This window comes from Methylobacterium hispanicum, from assembly GCF_022179285.1.
In the GTDB taxonomy this organism is placed as follows: Bacteria; Pseudomonadota; Alphaproteobacteria; order Rhizobiales; family Beijerinckiaceae; genus Methylobacterium; species Methylobacterium hispanicum.
Map to the genome: position 1 here is coordinate 158,785 of NZ_BPQO01000005.1, position 15,754 is coordinate 174,538.

General features: G+C 70.4%; 14 protein-coding genes, 3 tRNA genes and 1 pseudogene. 16 read left to right on the top strand and 2 right to left on the bottom strand.

The window, feature by feature from the left end; genetic code table 11:
- Positions 1-5: 5 nt before the first annotated feature.
- Complete coding sequence (locus tag MFF56_RS07660; RefSeq protein WP_066921614.1) at positions 6-593, bottom strand: NuoB/complex I 20 kDa subunit family protein; 588 nt, start codon at positions 591-593, stop codon at positions 6-8.
- A gap of 42 nt (positions 594-635) precedes the next feature.
- Positions 636-1,001, bottom strand: a complete 366-nt coding sequence (locus MFF56_RS07665; RefSeq protein WP_066921616.1) for an NADH-quinone oxidoreductase subunit A — start codon at positions 999-1,001, stop codon at positions 636-638.
- A 365-nt stretch (positions 1,002-1,366) separates the two neighbouring features.
- Between MFF56_RS07665 and MFF56_RS07670 the strand changes: the two genes are divergently transcribed.
- The 16 genes and pseudogenes from MFF56_RS07670 (at position 1,367) to MFF56_RS07745 (ending at position 15,635) form a co-directional block, all read left to right on the top strand.
- Positions 1,367-1,443, top strand: a tRNA-Asp gene (locus MFF56_RS07670).
- A 68-nt stretch (positions 1,444-1,511) separates the two neighbouring features.
- Positions 1,512-1,588, top strand: a tRNA-Asp gene (locus MFF56_RS07675).
- 160 nt (positions 1,589-1,748) lie between these two features.
- A complete protein-coding gene (locus MFF56_RS07680) occupies positions 1,749-2,015 on the top strand; it encodes a hypothetical protein (RefSeq protein WP_156453910.1) in 267 nt (88 codons plus the stop codon).
- Between the two features lie 76 nt (positions 2,016-2,091).
- Positions 2,092-3,843 (top strand): ABC transporter ATP-binding protein, encoded by a 1,752-nt coding sequence (locus MFF56_RS07685; RefSeq protein WP_066925449.1) that lies wholly within the window; start codon positions 2,092-2,094, stop codon positions 3,841-3,843.
- 80 nt (positions 3,844-3,923) lie between these two features.
- On the top strand, positions 3,924-4,799 hold the full coding sequence (locus tag MFF56_RS07690) for an aldose 1-epimerase family protein (protein WP_066925438.1): 876 nt from the start codon (positions 3,924-3,926) through the stop codon (positions 4,797-4,799).
- 4 nt (positions 4,800-4,803) lie between these two features.
- Complete coding sequence (locus tag MFF56_RS07695) at positions 4,804-5,511, top strand: uroporphyrinogen-III synthase (RefSeq protein WP_066925435.1); 708 nt, start codon at positions 4,804-4,806, stop codon at positions 5,509-5,511.
- 140 nt (positions 5,512-5,651) lie between these two features.
- On the top strand, positions 5,652-7,727 hold the full coding sequence (locus tag MFF56_RS07700; RefSeq protein ID WP_238229904.1) for a translation initiation factor 2: 2,076 nt from the start codon (positions 5,652-5,654) through the stop codon (positions 7,725-7,727).
- A 92-nt stretch (positions 7,728-7,819) separates the two neighbouring features.
- Entirely contained in the window at positions 7,820-9,304 is a 1,485-nt protein-coding gene (locus tag MFF56_RS07705) for a heme biosynthesis protein HemY (RefSeq protein ID WP_066925432.1), read from the top strand.
- A 148-nt stretch (positions 9,305-9,452) separates the two neighbouring features.
- Positions 9,453-9,923 (top strand): NUDIX hydrolase, encoded by a 471-nt coding sequence (locus MFF56_RS07710; RefSeq protein ID WP_066925444.1) that lies wholly within the window; start codon positions 9,453-9,455, stop codon positions 9,921-9,923.
- 154 nt (positions 9,924-10,077) lie between these two features.
- Positions 10,078-10,152: transfer RNA gene (locus MFF56_RS07715), tRNA-Thr, on the top strand.
- A gap of 199 nt (positions 10,153-10,351) precedes the next feature.
- Positions 10,352-10,866 (top strand): annotated as a pseudogene (locus tag MFF56_RS07720) (transposase); the annotation flags it as partial.
- A gap of 652 nt (positions 10,867-11,518) precedes the next feature.
- Positions 11,519-12,289 carry an ABC transporter ATP-binding protein gene (locus MFF56_RS07725; protein WP_066925429.1) on the top strand — a complete coding sequence of 257 codons (771 nt, stop codon included), beginning with the start codon at positions 11,519-11,521 and terminating at the stop codon, positions 12,287-12,289.
- A gap of 28 nt (positions 12,290-12,317) precedes the next feature.
- Positions 12,318-13,199, top strand: coding sequence for an ABC transporter permease (locus tag MFF56_RS07730; RefSeq protein WP_156453911.1), 882 nt, complete (start codon positions 12,318-12,320; stop codon positions 13,197-13,199).
- Positions 13,200-13,549: 350 nt separating this feature from the next.
- Positions 13,550-14,557: an ABC transporter substrate-binding protein gene (locus tag MFF56_RS07735; protein ID WP_066925424.1), complete on the top strand. Its 1,008-nt coding sequence runs from the start codon at positions 13,550-13,552 to the stop codon at positions 14,555-14,557.
- Positions 14,554-15,309 (top strand): succinate dehydrogenase/fumarate reductase iron-sulfur subunit, encoded by a 756-nt coding sequence (locus MFF56_RS07740; protein WP_066925421.1) that lies wholly within the window; start codon positions 14,554-14,556, stop codon positions 15,307-15,309. Before MFF56_RS07735 ends, MFF56_RS07740 begins: the two co-directional genes overlap by 4 nt.
- On the top strand, positions 15,306-15,635 hold the full coding sequence (locus MFF56_RS07745; protein WP_066925418.1) for a succinate dehydrogenase: 330 nt from the start codon (positions 15,306-15,308) through the stop codon (positions 15,633-15,635). The genes MFF56_RS07740 and MFF56_RS07745 overlap by 4 nt, the downstream gene beginning before the upstream one ends.
- Positions 15,636-15,754: the final 119 nt, after the last annotated feature.

Sequence of the window (15,754 nt, forward strand, 5' to 3'; positions counted from 1 at the left end):
CGCCCCTAGCGCTCGATCGTGCCGGTGCGGCGGATCTTTTTCTGGAGCAGAAGCACGCCGTAGAGCAGCGCCTCGGCGGTCGGCGGGCAGCCCGGCACATAGATGTCCACCGGAACCACCCGGTCGCAGCCGCGCACCACCGAGTAGGAGTAGTGGTAGTAGCCGCCGCCGTTGGCGCAAGAGCCCATCGAGATGACGTAGCGCGGCTCCGGCATCTGGTCGTAGACCTTGCGCAGCGCGGGAGCCATCTTGTTGGTCAGCGTGCCGGCCACGATCATCACGTCGGACTGGCGCGGGCTACCGCGCGGCGCGAAGCCGAAGCGCTCGCAATCGTAGCGCGGCATCGACATCTGCATCATCTCGACCGCGCAGCAGGCAAGGCCGAAGGTCATCCACATCAGCGAGCCGGTGCGAGCCCAGGTGATCAGCTCGTCGGCCGAGGTCAGCAGGAAGCCGCGGTCGGCCAGCTCGTCGCTGATCGACAGGAAGGTCGGATCATCCGCGCCGATCGGCCGACCCGTGTTCGGGTCAATGATTCCCTTCGCCGCCGGGGCGACGGTGGGCGCGCGGGAGAGGTCGTGCGTGAGGGCCATGATTGCCTCAGGAGCGTGGCGTCTGCGGGGTCCGGCTCGGGTTCAGTCCCACTCGAGGGCGCCCTTGCGCCACTCGTAGATGAACCCGACCGTCAGAACCCCGAGGAAGACCATCATCGACCAGAAGCCGAGCCAGCCTAGCTCCCCGAAGGTGATCGCCCACGGGAACAGGAAGGCCACTTCCAGGTCGAAGATGATGAACAGGATGGCGACGAGATAGAAGCGCACATCGAATTTCATGCGCGCGTCGTCGAAGGCGTTGAAGCCGCACTCGTAGGCCGAGAGCTTCTCCGGATCCGGGCTGCTGTAGGCGACCAGGAACGGGGCCACCAGCAGCGCGGCGGCGATGAACAGCGAGACGCCGATGAAGACGATGAGCGGAAGGTAGTCCGCCAGAAGACCGGTCATGCGACACCCCGTGCACGATTGGGACCGCGGCGCCCGAGTCCGGATCGATCAATCCATCCAGGCCCGTGCGGCCCGGCGAGGCCGAACCGGCCGGCCAATGGAATTGCTCCAATCCCAGAGTGCGCGTGGCCGGAGGCTTAGTCGAGGGGAACAGGCGAGACAAGGGCATTGCGCGTCGCACAACGGCCCCGCGCCACACAGAGGTGGGGATGTAATAGGCCCGCGGGAGGTAGGCAGATCCGCGCAGGCGCGGGCGGCGCGGCGGCGGCCCGAGGGGCCGTCAAAAAGGCGCCCACGGCTGCTTGACAGGGCACCGCCCCCCTCATAAACCCCGGCCGTCGCCGAGACGAAGGCGACGACGCCACGCGGGCGTAGCTCAGTTGGTTAGAGTGCCGGCCTGTCACGCCGGAGGTCGCGGGTTCGAGCCCCGTCGCCCGCGCCACGTTTCACTTTCAGCCTGGCTGAATGTCGTCCGAGACGGCCGGTCAATGGCCGTTCTTGCTGCGCCGCGCGGGCGTAGCTCAGTTGGTTAGAGTGCCGGCCTGTCACGCCGGAGGTCGCGGGTTCGAGCCCCGTCGCCCGCGCCACACGCCTTCCAAACCAGCATTTCGGCTTGCGGAACGGCGGATCGCTTCCGCGCCGTGCCGATGTCCCATGTGCAACCAAACCGCCGCGCCCGCGTCTCCCCGGATCACCACCGGAGGACAGACGATGGAACCGATGAGGCCCATGGAACCGATGAAGCCCATGGAACCGATGAAGCCGATGAAGGGCGCCGAGCCCTGGTGGCCGGAGGATCTCGGCAGCCCGGCAAGCAGCGGGGGGCAGAACGGGCTGCGCTACGCGTTCTTTCCCGAGAAGCACCGCCTCCTGGTTGAGCGCGAGGGCAAGACCACGACCTACGACAGTGGCGACCACCGTATCAGCGGCGTGCAGCAGCAGAGCGGCGGCACGGTGAGCTTCGCGAGCCAGAACGGCACGGTGGACCTCGATTCACTGAAGCAGGTCGGCTGAGGCCCCCGCGCGTGGACAGGCCCGGCGGCGCTCTTTAAGCGCTGGCCGGATGCCCGCCCCATCGCCACACCCGTCCATACGCACGCTGAGAGACCTCCTGCGCGCGCTCCAGCCCGAGGAGCGGCGGCGCCTCGCGCTGATCGCGCTGGGACTCGCCGCTACGGCGCTCCTGGAGGTGATCGGGGTCGCCTCCGTGATCCCGTTCCTGACGCTGGTCGGGGATCCGGCTGCCGCCGACAGACTTCCCTATCTCGCGGCCCTGCGCGATGGGCTCGGGCTAGCCGGCCCGCGCGCCTTCCTCATCGCCACCGGCCTAGCGGCGCTCCTCGCGATCCTCACCACAGCGGCGGCCAATGCGGCTCTGACCTACGCGCAGCTGCTGTTCACCCATCTGACGGGCTACGGCCTCGCCCGGCGCCTGCTGTTTCGCTACCTCGACCGGGAGCGCCTGTTCTTCGCGCAGGCCAACAGCGCCGAACTCGCCAAGAACGTGCTAAGCGAGACCGACCGGGTGGTGATCGGTGTGCTGACGCCGCTCACCGTGATCGCTTCGCGCGCCACTTCGGCGCTGGCCGTCATCGGCTTCCTGCTCCTCTACGCGCCCGGCCTCGCGCTCGTGCTCGGCGGCGGCTTCGGAGGGCTTTATGTCGGGATCTACCTCTTCGTCCGCGCCCGCCTCGCCCGGATCGGGGCGCGATCGGTGGCCGACAACGAGACGCGCTTCCGCGTCGTCCAGGAGACGCTGGGCGCGCTGACGGAACTCAAGCTCTACGGCCGTGCCGAGGGTTTCGCGGCGCGGTTCGACGGGCCGGCCCGGGCCTTCGCACGAGACAGCGCCGCAAGCCACGTGACCGGGCAATTGCCGCGCTTCGTCATCGAGGCGCTGGCCTTCGGCGGCGTGATCGTGGTGGTACTGTTCGCCCTGGCGCAGGGTCTCGATACCGCGGGCATCCTGCCGCTGCTCGGCCTGTTCGCCTTCGCGGGCTACCGCATGCTGCCGGCTTTCCAGAACATCTTCAACGCGTTGGCGCTGCTGCGCTTCACCCTGCCGGCCGCGCGGCTGATCGTGGACGAGCTCGGCGACGAGCCGGTCCGAGCCCCGCGCGATTCGCGGCGCCTGCCCTTTCGCGAGTCCCTGCGCTTCGAGGCCGTCCGCTTCGACTACGAACCCGGTCGCCCGACCCTCTCCGGCATCGACCTGGTTGTTCCGGCAGGGACGGCGGTCGGCATCGTCGGCCGCACGGGGTCGGGCAAGTCCACACTGGTCGGCCTGCTGCTCGGCATCCTGGCCCCCAGCGCCGGCCGGATCGCGGTGGACGGCGTCGGCCTCTCGCCCGACACCCTGAGAGCTTGGCAGAATCGCGTCGGCTACGTGCCGCAGGACGTGTTCCTAGTGGACGGCACGATCGCCGAGAACATCGCGCTCGGCCTCGACGAGCCGGATCCCACCCGGGTGGAGCGCGCCGCGCGGATCGCGGGGCTCGAAGGCTTCGTAGCCGCCCTGCCCGAGGGCTACGCCACCCGGGTCGGCGAACGTGGCGCGCGCCTCAGCGGCGGGCAGCGCCAGCGCATCGGCATCGCCCGGGCGCTGTACCACGAGCCGGACGTACTCGTATTCGACGAGGCGACCTCGGCTCTCGACGGCGAGACGGAGGCCGCGGTGATGCGCTCCCTGCGGGAGCTGGCCGGCACGCGCACGCTCGTCATGATCGCTCACCGCCTCACGACGCTGGAGCGGGTCGACACGGTTTACGTGCTCGAGGCGGGCCGCGTCGTCGCCGCGGGCCCGCCCGGCGCCGTTCTGCCCGGGATCGCCCCGGCGGCGTGAGACGGCGTTCGCGGGGCCGGGTGATGAAGCCGCGCCGTGCGGACCTATACTGAGCCGGACGTACACAGAGAGGATCGGCGATGCGCGAGACGATCGACCTGAGAGGCCCCGGCGGCACCGCGGCTCGCATTGCGCTCGACGGCGCCGAGCCGGTCTCCTGGAAGGTCGGCGACCGAGAATATCTCTGGACCGGCGACCCGGAGCATTGGAACCGGCACGCCCCCTGGCTCTTCCCCGTCGTCGGCGCCTCCGCAAACGGCGCGGTCCGCGTCGACGGGCAGCCCTACCCAATGGCGCAGCACGGGTTCGCGCGCGACCTGCCGTTCACCGTCGTGGCACGCGCGGACGACGCCGTCACCTTGCGGCTCGCCGACGGGCCTGAGACGCGGCGACACTACCCCTTCGCCTTTCGCCTCGACGTCGAGACCCGGGTCCGCGCAGCGTGCCTCGACTTCGCCGTCACTGTGGCCAACCCGGGTGCCGAGCCCCTGCCCTACGCGCTGGGCTTCCACCCCGCCTTCCCCTGGCCCTTCGCGGGCGGCGCCCGCTCGACCGGCGACTACGCCGTGGTTTTCGAGAGGGCGGAGCGCGCCACCGTCCCGGAGGTCGGCGCTGGCGGACTGCTGTTGCGCAACGAGCGGCCGGTCCCGCTGCAGGGCGATACCTTGCCCCTGGACCCGGCGATCTTCACGGAGGCGCTGGTATTCCGAAACGCCGCGAGCCGCGCGATGCGCTTCGCCGGTCCGGACGGCCGGGCGATTCGCATGGAGGTCGAGGATTTTCCCCATCTCGCCGTCTGGACCAAGCCCACCGCGCCGTTCCTGTCGCTCGAGTGCTGGACGGGTCACGCCGACTGGGCCGACTTCTCGGGCGACCTCGCGGAGCGCGATTCGCAGCGCCTGCTGCCACCGGGCATGGAGGCACGCCACGCGGTGCGCCTCACCCTCGAAACCTGACGCGATGCGGATCTGGGTCGCCCGACCGGAGCCCGGCGCCGCGCGCACGGCGGCCCGGCTGCGCGATCGCGGGCACCGGCCGCTCGTCGCGCCCGTCTTGGTCAGCCGTCCCACCGGCACCCGCCTCCCGGAGGGGCCCTTCGCCGGCCTCCTTCTCACGAGCGGGAACGGCCTCGACGCCCTGGACGCGGCCGCAGTCGCGCGGCTCGCCGGCACGGCGGTCTTCGCGGTGGGCGCGCGCACGGCAGAGGCCGCGACGCGCGCCGGCCTCGGACCGGTGCGCGCGGGAGCGGGAGACGCCGCCGCGCTCGCCCGGCTAGTCGCCGAGGCGCTGCCGCCCGGCGCGCGCCTGCTTCACCTCGCCGGGGCGGAGCGCAAGGCGGAGCCGGCCGCAACGCTCGTGCGCGCGGGCTACGACGTGCAGGTCGAGATCGTCTACGCCGCCGAGCCGGTCGCCGTGCTGCCGCCCCCGGTCGCGGCCGCGCTCGGCGGTACCGAATCGCCCCTCGACGCAGCTCTCCATTACTCCCGCCGCAGCGCCGCGACGGCGCTTGTCCTCGCCGGGGATGCGGGTCTGGCCGAACCTTTCGGATCAATTCGACATTACTGCCTGTCGGAAGACGTGGCCGTCCCCCTGGCAGCGGCGGGCATTCCGATCCATTTCGTGCCGAGGCGGCCCCGCGAGGACGATCTCCTGGCGGGTCTGGACTGACGCCGTAACGCGCGTGTCGTGGAAGGGCTCGCGCGCGCCGAGCCCGCGGTGTTAGGACGGCGGCCAAGCGCGGCCGGGTGCGCCGGCTGCGGCGGCATCCGCCCGGCGGTCGAACCGCTGAGACTGGAGAGAGACGGCCCGTGAAGCCACCATCCAACGACGCGAACCGCCCGAACCCGACCGCGCCCGGCAAGGGTGGCGAGAAGGGCGGCGACAAGGCAAGCGGCACGGGTGCCGAAGCGGCCAAGCCCGGCATCGCCGGCCAGCAGCCCCGTCCAGACGTCAGGCCCGAGCCGGGCAAGCCCGACCAGAAGGATGCTCCGAAGGCGGAGGGGAAGCCCTCCGGTTCGTCCACGCCACAGGCCGGAAGGCCCTCCGGACCGGCGCCGACGGGCGGGACCACCCCCACCGCCAAGGCGGCGGCCGAGCCGCCGAAGCCCGAGACCGCGCCGGTCGAGTCGGCGCGTCCCGGCATGCCCGCTGGCTCACCTCTGGGAGCGGGCGCAGCCCGGAGCGAGCCCACCAAGGCGGCGACCCCTGGCGCGGGCTCGTCGGCGTCGACGGCATCCGGCACGCTCAAGCCCGAGCCCGTCGGCAAGCCGGGCGAGGCCAAACCCGTCGATCCCAAATCCGCCGACACAAAGCCCGGCGCCGCCAAGGCCGAGCCGTTCCGGGCCGGCGGAAACGTCACGGACGGCCCTATTCTGGACCTGAAGGCCAAGCGCGTTCCCGATCCGGCGGAAGCCGCCAAGGGCGGCGCCGCTCCGACGGGCGCGAGGACCGAGCCCGGCAGGGACGCATCCAAGGACGGCCCGAAGCCCGCATCCGCCGCGAGCCCGATCCCGAAGGCGGCCCCGGCCGCCGAGGCGGCGCGGGGCGGCGCCGGCTTCGGATCGATGGCGGCTGCCGGTCTGCTCGGCGGCGTGATCGGTGCGGGCCTACTTTTCGGAGCCGACCGCGCCGGGCTGCTCCCGCCGCGCGAGGATGGGCGGGTTGCGGCGCTGGAGCAACGCATCGCGGGTCTCGCGCCGCGCGACGCGCTCACAGCCCTCGACAAGCGCGTCTCTGGCACTGAAACGGCCCTGAAGTCGCTTCCCGAGGCGGTGAAGGCTGCCGAGGCAACCGCCAAGCAGGCGCTCGCACAGGCTGGCCAACAGGGCGGTCCGTCCGCCGAGGGTGATCGCGGAGCCGCGCCGGCGCTGCCGGCAGACGTCTTGGCTCGCCTCGATAGCCTCGACCAGCGCGTCTCGGCCCTTCAGGAGGAGCCCGGCAAGGACGGTCAGGCCGCCGTGCAGCCGGCGCCGGAGTTCGCCGGCGTTCCGGACCGGTTGAAGGCGCTCGAAGACAAGGCCGCGGCGCCTCCGCAGGAACTCGATCAGCGCATCGCCGCCCTCCAGGCCGACGTCGAGAGCCGCACCACGGCGAATGCGGAGGCTGACCGTACCCTCGGGCAGCGCCTCGATGCCCTCCAGCAGGCTCTGGATGAGCGGGTAAAGAGCGCGACCGAGGCCGTGGAGAAGGCCACGCAGGCGAGCCAGCAGGCGGCCGAGGCCGGACGCACGCAGGCGCAGGAGACGACGCGTGCGCTTGAGCGCGCGCAGCACGAGCAGGCTGACAAGATCGCGGCCCTCGACAAGGCGGTCGGACAGCGGGCGGAGGCCGCGACCGTGCAGGCCGCCCTCAGGGTCGTCGCGGCCGACAGGGTCGCGACCGCGCTCTCAACCGGTGCGCCCTACGCCGAGCCGCTGACCACGCTGCGCAAGCTCGAGACCGGCGATTCTGCCCGTCTCGACGCGCTGGCGCCGTTTGCCGAGGCGGGGGCGCCGACCACGGCCCAGCTCGCCGCCGAGTTCCGCCCGGTGGCCGAGAAGGCTGCCGCGGCGCGTCGGGCCTCCGAGGCTCGGAGCGTCGCCGAGAACGGTGACATCAAGGCGAAGCTTCTTAGCATGGCTGATTCGATCGTTCAGGTGCGCCGGGTCGATGCGCCACCGGCCTCAGGCGGCCGACCCGCCGGCGAGAATCCGGTGGAGAAGGTACAGGCTGCGCTGGACCGCGGCGCCTTGCAGGACGCGGTTACGGCGTTCGAGGGCCTCCCGCAGGAGGCCAAGGCCGAGGCCGGTCCCTTCGGTGAGAAGCTCAAAGCCCGCAATGCGGCCGCGCAGGCCGCCCGCGCCCTCCTATCCGACGCGTTCAAGACCCTTCCTGCCGGGCCCTGAGACCGGGCGAGCGCCCCAGTATCGGCCCGGCCGAAATCTCGTTGTCCATCCGCGCGGCGCGTCCCGGCAGCGCCCACAGGAGTATTCAATCGATGTGGCGTGCCCTCGCCTTTCTGGCCCTTCTCGCCCTGGCTGCCTTCGGGGCGGTCTGGATCGCCGATCGGCCCGGCACCGTGACCATCGTGTGGAACGGCTACGAGGTCGCCACCAGCCTGGCGATCGGGCTGGTCGGGGTCCTCGTGGCCGCCGTCGCGATCGGTCTCCTGTGGGCGGTCGTGCGCGGCGTCATCGGCCTGCCGGAGATCCTGGTCCGCGGCTCGCGCGAGCGGCGCCGGGCGAAGGGGTTCACGGCGCTCTCGCGCGGGATGGTGGCGGTCGGCTCCGGTGACCCGCTGGCTGCGCGCCGCCACGCGAGCGACGCCGAACGCCTGCTCGGACCTGAACCGCTGACGCTCCTGCTCAAGGCGCAGGCTGCGCAGATCTCGGGCGACCGGGAGGCGGCCGAGAACGCGTTCCAGCGCATGGCGGACGATCCGGAGACGCGCGTGCTCGGCCTGCGCGGGCTGTTCGTCGAGGCGCGCCGCCGCGAGGACGAGACTGCGGCCCGCGCCTACGCGGTCGAGGCGGCCCGCCTCGCTCCCAGTGTGACCTGGGCCAACGAAGCCGTGCTTGAGGCGCAGTGCGCCGACGGCGACTGGTCTGGAGCCCTCGAGACCGTGGAGCGGCGCGGCTCGTTGGGCCTGCTCGACAAGAGCGTGGCGCGCCGCCAGCGCGCCGTCCTGCTCACGGCGGGAGCCCAGCGCCGAGAGGCCGGCGAGCCGGAGGCGGCGTTGGAGCGTGCCATGCAGGCCGTGAAGCTCTCGCCCGACCTTGTGCCCGCCGCCTGCATCGCCGGCCGCCTGCTCGCCCGCCGCGGGGACCTGCGCAAAGCGTCGAAGATCTTGGAGGCCGCCTGGAAGGCGAACCCGCATCCCGATCTCGCCAAGGTCTATCTCGGCCTCAGGACGGGCGACTCCGTGCGCGACCGGCTCGCCCGCGCCGAAACGCTGGCCAAACTCTCGTCCTGGCACCCCGAGGCACGCCTCGCCGTGGCGCAGGCCGCGCTGGACGCGCGCGATTTCGTGCAGGCCCGCGACGCGCTGAAACCGCTCCTCAACGAGCGCCCGACCGTGCGCACCTGCTTGCTGATGGCCCGGATCGAGGAAGCCGAGCACGGTGCCGGCTCGGGCCGGGCGCGTGAGTGGCTCGCACGCGCCGCCCATGCTCCGCGTGATCCGCTGTGGATCGCCGACAGCGTCGTCTCGGAGACTTGGGCGCCGATCTCCCCCGTCACCGGCCGCCTTGACGCGTTCGCGTGGCGTGAACCGCCGAACGCTCTGACGGGACCGACAGAGGCGAGCGTCGAGTCGAATGCGCTCGATGCATCGCCCGCCGCGGCGGCGGACCGATCGCCAGCCGTCATCGAAGAGGCACAGCCTGTCGTCGGAGCCGCCAGCCCGGTGGTCCTGCCGGTTCCAGGTCCCTCGCAGCACCCCGCCGCGACACCCGTCCAGGCGGACGCACGCCGCATCGCCTGATCCAGGATGAGCCTCGATCCGAGTCCTCGCACCGATAGCCTCGATACAGGTAGGATGCAGGTCATGCACACCCACCCCTCACGCCGGGATCGTTCATCGTGGAGCCGGTGATGCGTCGCTCTCCGGTCTTCCCGGTCTGGTGACGTTCATGGTGACGACGACTGATGACGAGGAGCGGACTGCGCGCCGACAGATCGGCGCGCTGCCCTTCCAGCGCGGTGACGACGGCGAGACCGCCGTGCTGCTCGTCACGTCGCGGGAGAGCCGGCGCTGGGTCATTCCGAAAGGCTGGCCGATGAAAGGCCGGAAGCCGTACGAGGCGGCGGCGCGCGAGGCCTACGAGGAGGCCGGCCTCGTCGGGCAGATCGGCAAGCGCCCACTCGGCTTTTACCTCTACGAGAAGCGCCTGAAGAACCGTGGTTCGGTTCTGTGCCAAGTAAAGGTTTTCCCACTGGAGGTTCGCAAACAACTCTCTCGGTGGCCGGAGCAGCACCAGCGCGAACTGCGGTGGTTCAGCCCCGCCGACGCCGCCGAGGCTGTGAACGAGCCGGGCCTCGCCGCGATCATCCGCGCCACACTGAAGCGGCACAAGGATCCCGGCGACACCAGAAAGGTGTGACGTTGACGGCCGGGATTCCGGGCTGCATGGGCTCGTCGAAAAGTTGTCCCGTCGGCGAAATGTGTGACGGAAGCGGATTGCCAAGCCACAGCCGATCCGTTAAAGCCCCTCTCGTCGACGGCAGCACCAGACGAGGCGCTCCAACGACCCGCTTGCTGCGGTAGCTCAGTGGTAGAGCACTTCATTGGTAATGAAGAGGTCGAGAGTTCAATCCTCTCTCGCAGCACCAGCTTTCTAATCAGCATCGCCTCATAAGCCCGATACATATGATCGCGCGCGACTCTTGCGATCGTAGGATGTATGCGGCGCTTGAACGATCGACTGAGCTTACTCGACCACAGGCTAAGTAATCCGGCTCGTACGCAGTCGAACGATACGCTACTCTCCACGCGGAGCGTATCTCAGAGTCTGTTTGATTGGGCTGGAGAGTGGCGCGTTGGCTTCGTGAGGAGAAGCCGCGGTGGACGGACGCAAATCGTGAGACTTACCGGGGTCAGTGTAGTCGCTCCTCGAGTGACGTGACGGACGCGCAGTGGACGAGGGTGGCGCCGCTGCTGGCAGGCTACGATCCGCTGGCGGCGGCGTGAGATGGTCAACGCTCGCCTGCACCTGGGAGAGGACCGGCTGTCCCTGGCGCTGCCTGCCGTCCGACTTTGGTCCCTGGGAGACGGTATGCACGTGGCACGACCGCTTCCGGGCCAACGGATCTGGCCAGAGACCCCCGCCCTGCTGACGCGGCCGACCGGCCCAGTCCAAGACTGCAATCGTCGACCCGTAACGTGTCTGGGTCGCAGGCCGGGGTGCAGGGCATGGACGGCAAGAAGAAGGTCTGGGGATCATGCGCTACGTGCTCGACTGCTCCCGCGGCTTCGTTCTGTCGGCTCTCATCACGGCCGGCAACGTACACGACACCTGGACGGCAGGCTGGCTGTTCGACCGTGCCCCTCACGGCATGCAATGCATCCCGTCGCCTCGCACATCAGGTCGATCCAGACCCGTGCATGAAGCCCCGCATCGCCCGCACGCTCGGATCGTGATTCATCGGTTCTTGACCGACCCGCTCTAACCCGCCGCCAGGCCGAACCGCCAGCGTCGCCTCCATCCATGGGCCCCGTGCTCAGGAGGCCACTTGCCGGTGCCCCTCGTCGGACGGTGTGCCGTAGCTCCTTCACTGCCGCCGTCATGCGGCCGGGTGACGTCTCTGCCCGTCCGTTCTGTCGGCTCCCCACGATCAAAACCCAGCCCGTCCCGTCTTGCGCTCTGCGAACATATGCGTCCGACAGCGCTCGCGGCCACATGGGCCAAGTACAACATCTCTTATATATGATATATGATCTTGCTGCTGACGTCGGTGGTTGTTATGGAGGGTGGGGATCCGGCGCTGTGCGCGGAGGATGGTCGTCGGGATACGGGAACGCCACCCGGATCCGGAAGGGCCGGAATCGGCACGGCGGAACCGACGTCGGGGCCGGGCGGTGGAGGTATCGCCCGGGATCCAGGAGAGCCGAACGGCCGAGGCGCGGAACCGGACCACGACGGAACAAGACATAGCTCGCAGAAGATCGCGGCCTGAGCCGCGGCGCAGGGAGGAGCGTATGGGCTTGAAGGAAGCATTGCTGCAGGTGGACGGCGTCACGCTGCAGTACAAGACGCCGCATCACCTGATCACGGCGACCTACCGGGTCAGCTTCGACGTCCTGCCGGGCGATCGCTTCGTCCTGCTGGGCCCCTCAGGCTGCGGGAAGTCGACCCTGCTCAAGGCGGTGGGCGGCTACATGCCCCCGACCGAGGGCGAGATCCGGCTCAAGGGCCGGCCCGTCACGGGCCCCGGCCCCGACCGGATGATGGTCTTCCAGGAGTTCGACCAGCTCCTGCCCTGGAAGACGGTCAAGCAGAACGTAATCTTCGCCCTCGAAGCCTCGGGCCGCCTCACGGGACGGGCCGCCGAGGAGCGGGCGATGGCCTATATCGACAAGGTCAACCTCACCAAGTTCGCCGACAGCTACCCGCACATGCTCTCGGGCGGCATGAAGCAGCGCGTCGCCATCGCGCGCGGCATGGCGATGGAGCCCGACATCCTGCTGATGGACGAGCCCTTCGCGGCGCTCGACGCGCTCACCCGCCGCAAGATGCAGGACGAGCTGCTGATGCTGTGGGAGGAGACCCGCTTCACGGTCCTGTTCGTCACCCACTCCATCCCCGAGGCGATCAAGATCGGCTCGCGCATCCTCCTGCTCTCGCCCCATCCCGGCGAGGTGAAGGCCGAGCTCAACAGCGCCGGCTCCGTCATCGAGCAGGCCGAGCTGGAGAGCCGCATCCAGCAGATGCTGTTCGCCGAGGAGATCAAGGAGGCGGAGAATGTCTAGCGCGAACGCCCTCGCGGAGGCCGGCACCATGTCCGCGCCCTCCTCCCTGTCCGCGCCTGCCCGGCCGGAGATCGTCCGCGACCGCACCGGCCCGATGGGCGGCACCGTGGTCGAGAAGCCGCTCTCGACGCTGGAGCTGCTCTACAACCAGGGCTGGCTGCGCAAGATCCTGATCCTGGCCGTGCTGGCGCTGATCTGGGAGGCCTACGGGCGCTACCTCGACAACGACCTGCTCTTCCCCACCTTCTCGGCGACGCTCGGGGCCTTCTTCCGCGGCGTGGCGGACGGCACCCTGCCGCTGCGCGCCTGGGGCTCGGTGAAGATCCTGCTGGTCGGCTACGGCCTCGGCATCCTGCTGGCCACCGTGCTCACGGGCATCGCCATCGCCTCGCGGATCGGCACCGACTTCCTCGAGACCATGACGTCGATGCTGAACCCGCTGCCGGCCATCGCGCTCCTGCCGCTGGCGCTGATCTGGTTCGGACTTGGCAACGGCAGCCTCGTCTTCGTGCTGGTGCACTCCGTGACCTGGGCGATCGCGCTCAACACCCATTCGGGCTTCCTCTCGGTCAGCCGCACGCTGAAGATGGTCGGGCGCAACTACGGGCTCAGCGGCGCGGGGCTGATCCGCAAGATCCTGATCCCGGCGGCCTTCCCGTCGATCCTCACCGGCCTGAAGGTCGGCTGGGCCTTCGCGTGGCGCACGCTCATCGCGGCGGAGCTGGTCTTCGGCGTGTCCTCGGGATCGGGCGGCCTCGGCTGGTTCATCTTCGAGAACAAGAACATGCTCGATATCCCGAACGTGTTCGCCGGACTCCTCACCGTGATCCTGATCGGCCTCGTGGTCGAGAACCTGATCTTCCAGACGATCGAGCGCCACACCATCCGGCGCTGGGGCATGCAGGCCTGACCGGCCCGCCGAATCCGCGCGACCCGCGTCCCGGGGCCCTTTCACGGCGCCCAGGATGCGGGCGCGGCGATCGGCTCCGATGCTCCCCTTCGACGCCCGCGTGGCCGTTCGCCGAACCGCCACCGCGTCGTCACCGCGTCGTCACCGCGTCCTCCACCGCGTATCACCGCGAGGCGCACCGCGTCGTCGCCTCGAGGCTAACGCGCCCGCCGGGCCCCTGCAGGGATCCGCCCCGCCGGGCAAAACATATATAAGACATATGAGTGTTGACACGCCCCGACCCGGGCGTATCCTCGCAACGACGCCGACGGGTCGCACAGATCGGCGCACAGAACGGGTGAGGGAACGCCATGACGGCACGGAGCATCGTCCGGCTCGTCGGCACGGTCGCGGTCCTCTGGGGGGCGCTCGGCGCCGCCCGGGCCGAAGTCTCGACCGTCCGGCTCGCCAAGCAGTTCGGCATCTCCTACCTGCCGCTGACGGTGATGGAGGAGGAGGGCCTGCTGGAGAAGCAGGGCAAGGCCCGCGGCCTCGACCTGAAGGCCGAGTGGCTGCGCTTCACCGGCGGCTCGGGCATGAACGAGGCCCTGCTCTCGGGCAACCTCGACCTCGCCTCGGGCGGCGTCGGCCCGTTCCTGACGATCTGGGGCCGCACACAGAGCAACATCAAGGTCAAGGGCGTGGCCGCGCTGAACGCGATGCCGCTCTGGCTCGTCACGGTCAACCCGGACGTCAAGTCGATCAAGGATTTTGGCGCGAAGGACAAGATCGCGCTGCCCACCGCCAAGACCTCGATCCAGGCGATCACCCTGCAGATGGCCGCCGAGCAGGCCTTCGGCGCGGGCCAGCAGGGCAAGCTCGACCCGCTCACCGTCTCGATGGGCCATCCCGACGCGCAGACCGCGATGATGGGCGGCCGCTCGGAGATCACCGCGCATTTCGGCTCGCCACCCTTCCAGGAGCTGGAGCTGAAGGATCCGCGCGCCCGCAAGGTGCTCGACAGCTACGACGTGATGGGCGGGCCCCACACCTTCAACCTCGTCTGGGCGTCGAGCCGCTTCGTCACGGCGAACCCGAAGGTCACGGCGGCCTTCGTGGCCGCGCTGGAGGACAGCCTGAAGCTGATCCGCGACGATCCGGGCAAGGCCGCCGACCTCTGGATCAAGGCGGAGGGCTCGAAGCTCTCGCGGGAGGAGGCGGTCGCCATCATCCTGGCGCCGCAGAACGCCTGGACGACGAAGCCGCAGCGCATGCTCGCCTACCTCGCCTACATGAACCGCGCCGGCCTGGTCTCGGCCAAGGCGAGCGCCGAGGACGAGCTGTTCTTCCCCGCGGGCGGCGCCGAGGCCGCCCGGTGACGGCGCCGGTCGATCCGGCCGCCGCGGCCGAGGGCGCGACCGAGGCGCTGCGGGTGCGCGTCCGGCGCGGGGACGGCGTGCAGGACTACGCCGTGCCGCGCCGCGCCAACCAGACGGTGCTCGACGTCGTCACCGAGATCCAGCGCGACCAGGATCCGACGCTGGCCTACCGCTTCGCCTGCCGGGTCGGCATGTGCGGCTCCTGCGGCATGACGGTGAACGGGCGCCCGCGCTGGACCTGCCGCACCCGCGTCGCCGCCGTGGCGCCCGAGGGCGAGCTGCTGCTGGAGCCCCTGCGCAACCTGCCGGTGGTGAAGGATCTCGCCGTCGACATGGAGCCCTTCTTCGAGAAGTGGCGCCGGGCCCACGGCTATTTCGAGCCCGGCGAGAACCCGCCCGACGACTTCGCGGCGGTGCCGCCGGAATCGCCCGAGCGGCAGGAGGTCGATGCCGGCATCGAGTGCATCAATTGCGGCGTCTGCTACGCGGCCTGCGATCTCGTGACCTGGAACCCCGATTATCTCGGGCCGGCCGCCCTCAACCGGGCCTGGACGCTCGTCAACGACGTGCGCGACCGCGGGCAGGCGGCGCGGCTCGGCGCGGTCGCGGGGGATGCGGGCTGCCATTCCTGCCACAGCCACATGAGCTGCACCGAGCACTGCCCGAAGGGCCTCAGCCCCACCTTCGCCATCGCCGGGCTGAAGCGCGAGACCGGCAAGGCGGCGCTGCGCCGCTTCTGGAGGCGCGGATGAGCCCGCTCCTCTACCTCGCCCAGCGCGGCACCGCCGCGATCCTGGCGCTCACGGTGGCGGTCCATCTCGGCACGATCCTCTACGCCGTGCGGGGCGGGCTGACGGCCGGCGAGATCCTGGGGCGGACGCAGGGCAACCTCGGCTTCCTCCTGTTCTACGCGGTCTTCGTGCTGGCGGCGGCGATCCACGCCCCGATCGGCCTGCGCAGCATCCTGCGCGAGTGGACCGGCTGGCGGGGCCGCTCCCTCGACCTCGCGATGCTCGCCCTCTCGGCGCTGCTGGCGGGCCTGGGGCTGCGGGCGGCGCTCGCGGTGTACTGGGCATGAGTGCGCGCGATCCCGGCCGGGTCGGCCCGGCCGCTTCAGAAACCCGCGCGGGTCCCCTCTCCCATAGGGAGAGGTCTGCTTTCGCAGAAAGCCGGGTGAGGGGTATGACGTGGCCTATG

Excerpts from the sequence above, each read along its gene's own strand:
- MFF56_RS07660 (WP_066921614.1), bottom strand. The coding sequence starts at position 593 with ATGGCCCTCACGCACGACCTCTCCCGCGCGCCCACCGTCGCCCCGGCG.
- MFF56_RS07665 (WP_066921616.1), bottom strand. The coding sequence starts at position 1,001 with ATGACCGGTCTTCTGGCGGACTACCTTCCGCTCATCGTCTTCATCGGC.
- MFF56_RS07680 (WP_156453910.1), top strand. The coding sequence starts at position 1,749 with ATGGAACCGATGAAGCCGATGAAGGGCGCCGAGCCCTGGTGGCCGGAG.
- MFF56_RS07690 (WP_066925438.1), top strand. The coding sequence starts at position 3,924 with ATGCGCGAGACGATCGACCTGAGAGGCCCCGGCGGCACCGCGGCTCGC.
- MFF56_RS07695 (WP_066925435.1), top strand. The coding sequence starts at position 4,804 with ATGCGGATCTGGGTCGCCCGACCGGAGCCCGGCGCCGCGCGCACGGCG.
- MFF56_RS07705 (WP_066925432.1), top strand. The coding sequence starts at position 7,820 with ATGTGGCGTGCCCTCGCCTTTCTGGCCCTTCTCGCCCTGGCTGCCTTC.
- MFF56_RS07710 (WP_066925444.1), top strand. The coding sequence starts at position 9,453 with ATGGTGACGACGACTGATGACGAGGAGCGGACTGCGCGCCGACAGATC.
- MFF56_RS07725 (WP_066925429.1), top strand. The coding sequence starts at position 11,519 with ATGGGCTTGAAGGAAGCATTGCTGCAGGTGGACGGCGTCACGCTGCAG.
- MFF56_RS07730 (WP_156453911.1), top strand. The coding sequence starts at position 12,318 with ATGTCCGCGCCCTCCTCCCTGTCCGCGCCTGCCCGGCCGGAGATCGTC.
- MFF56_RS07735 (WP_066925424.1), top strand. The coding sequence starts at position 13,550 with ATGACGGCACGGAGCATCGTCCGGCTCGTCGGCACGGTCGCGGTCCTC.
- MFF56_RS07745 (WP_066925418.1), top strand. The coding sequence starts at position 15,306 with ATGAGCCCGCTCCTCTACCTCGCCCAGCGCGGCACCGCCGCGATCCTG.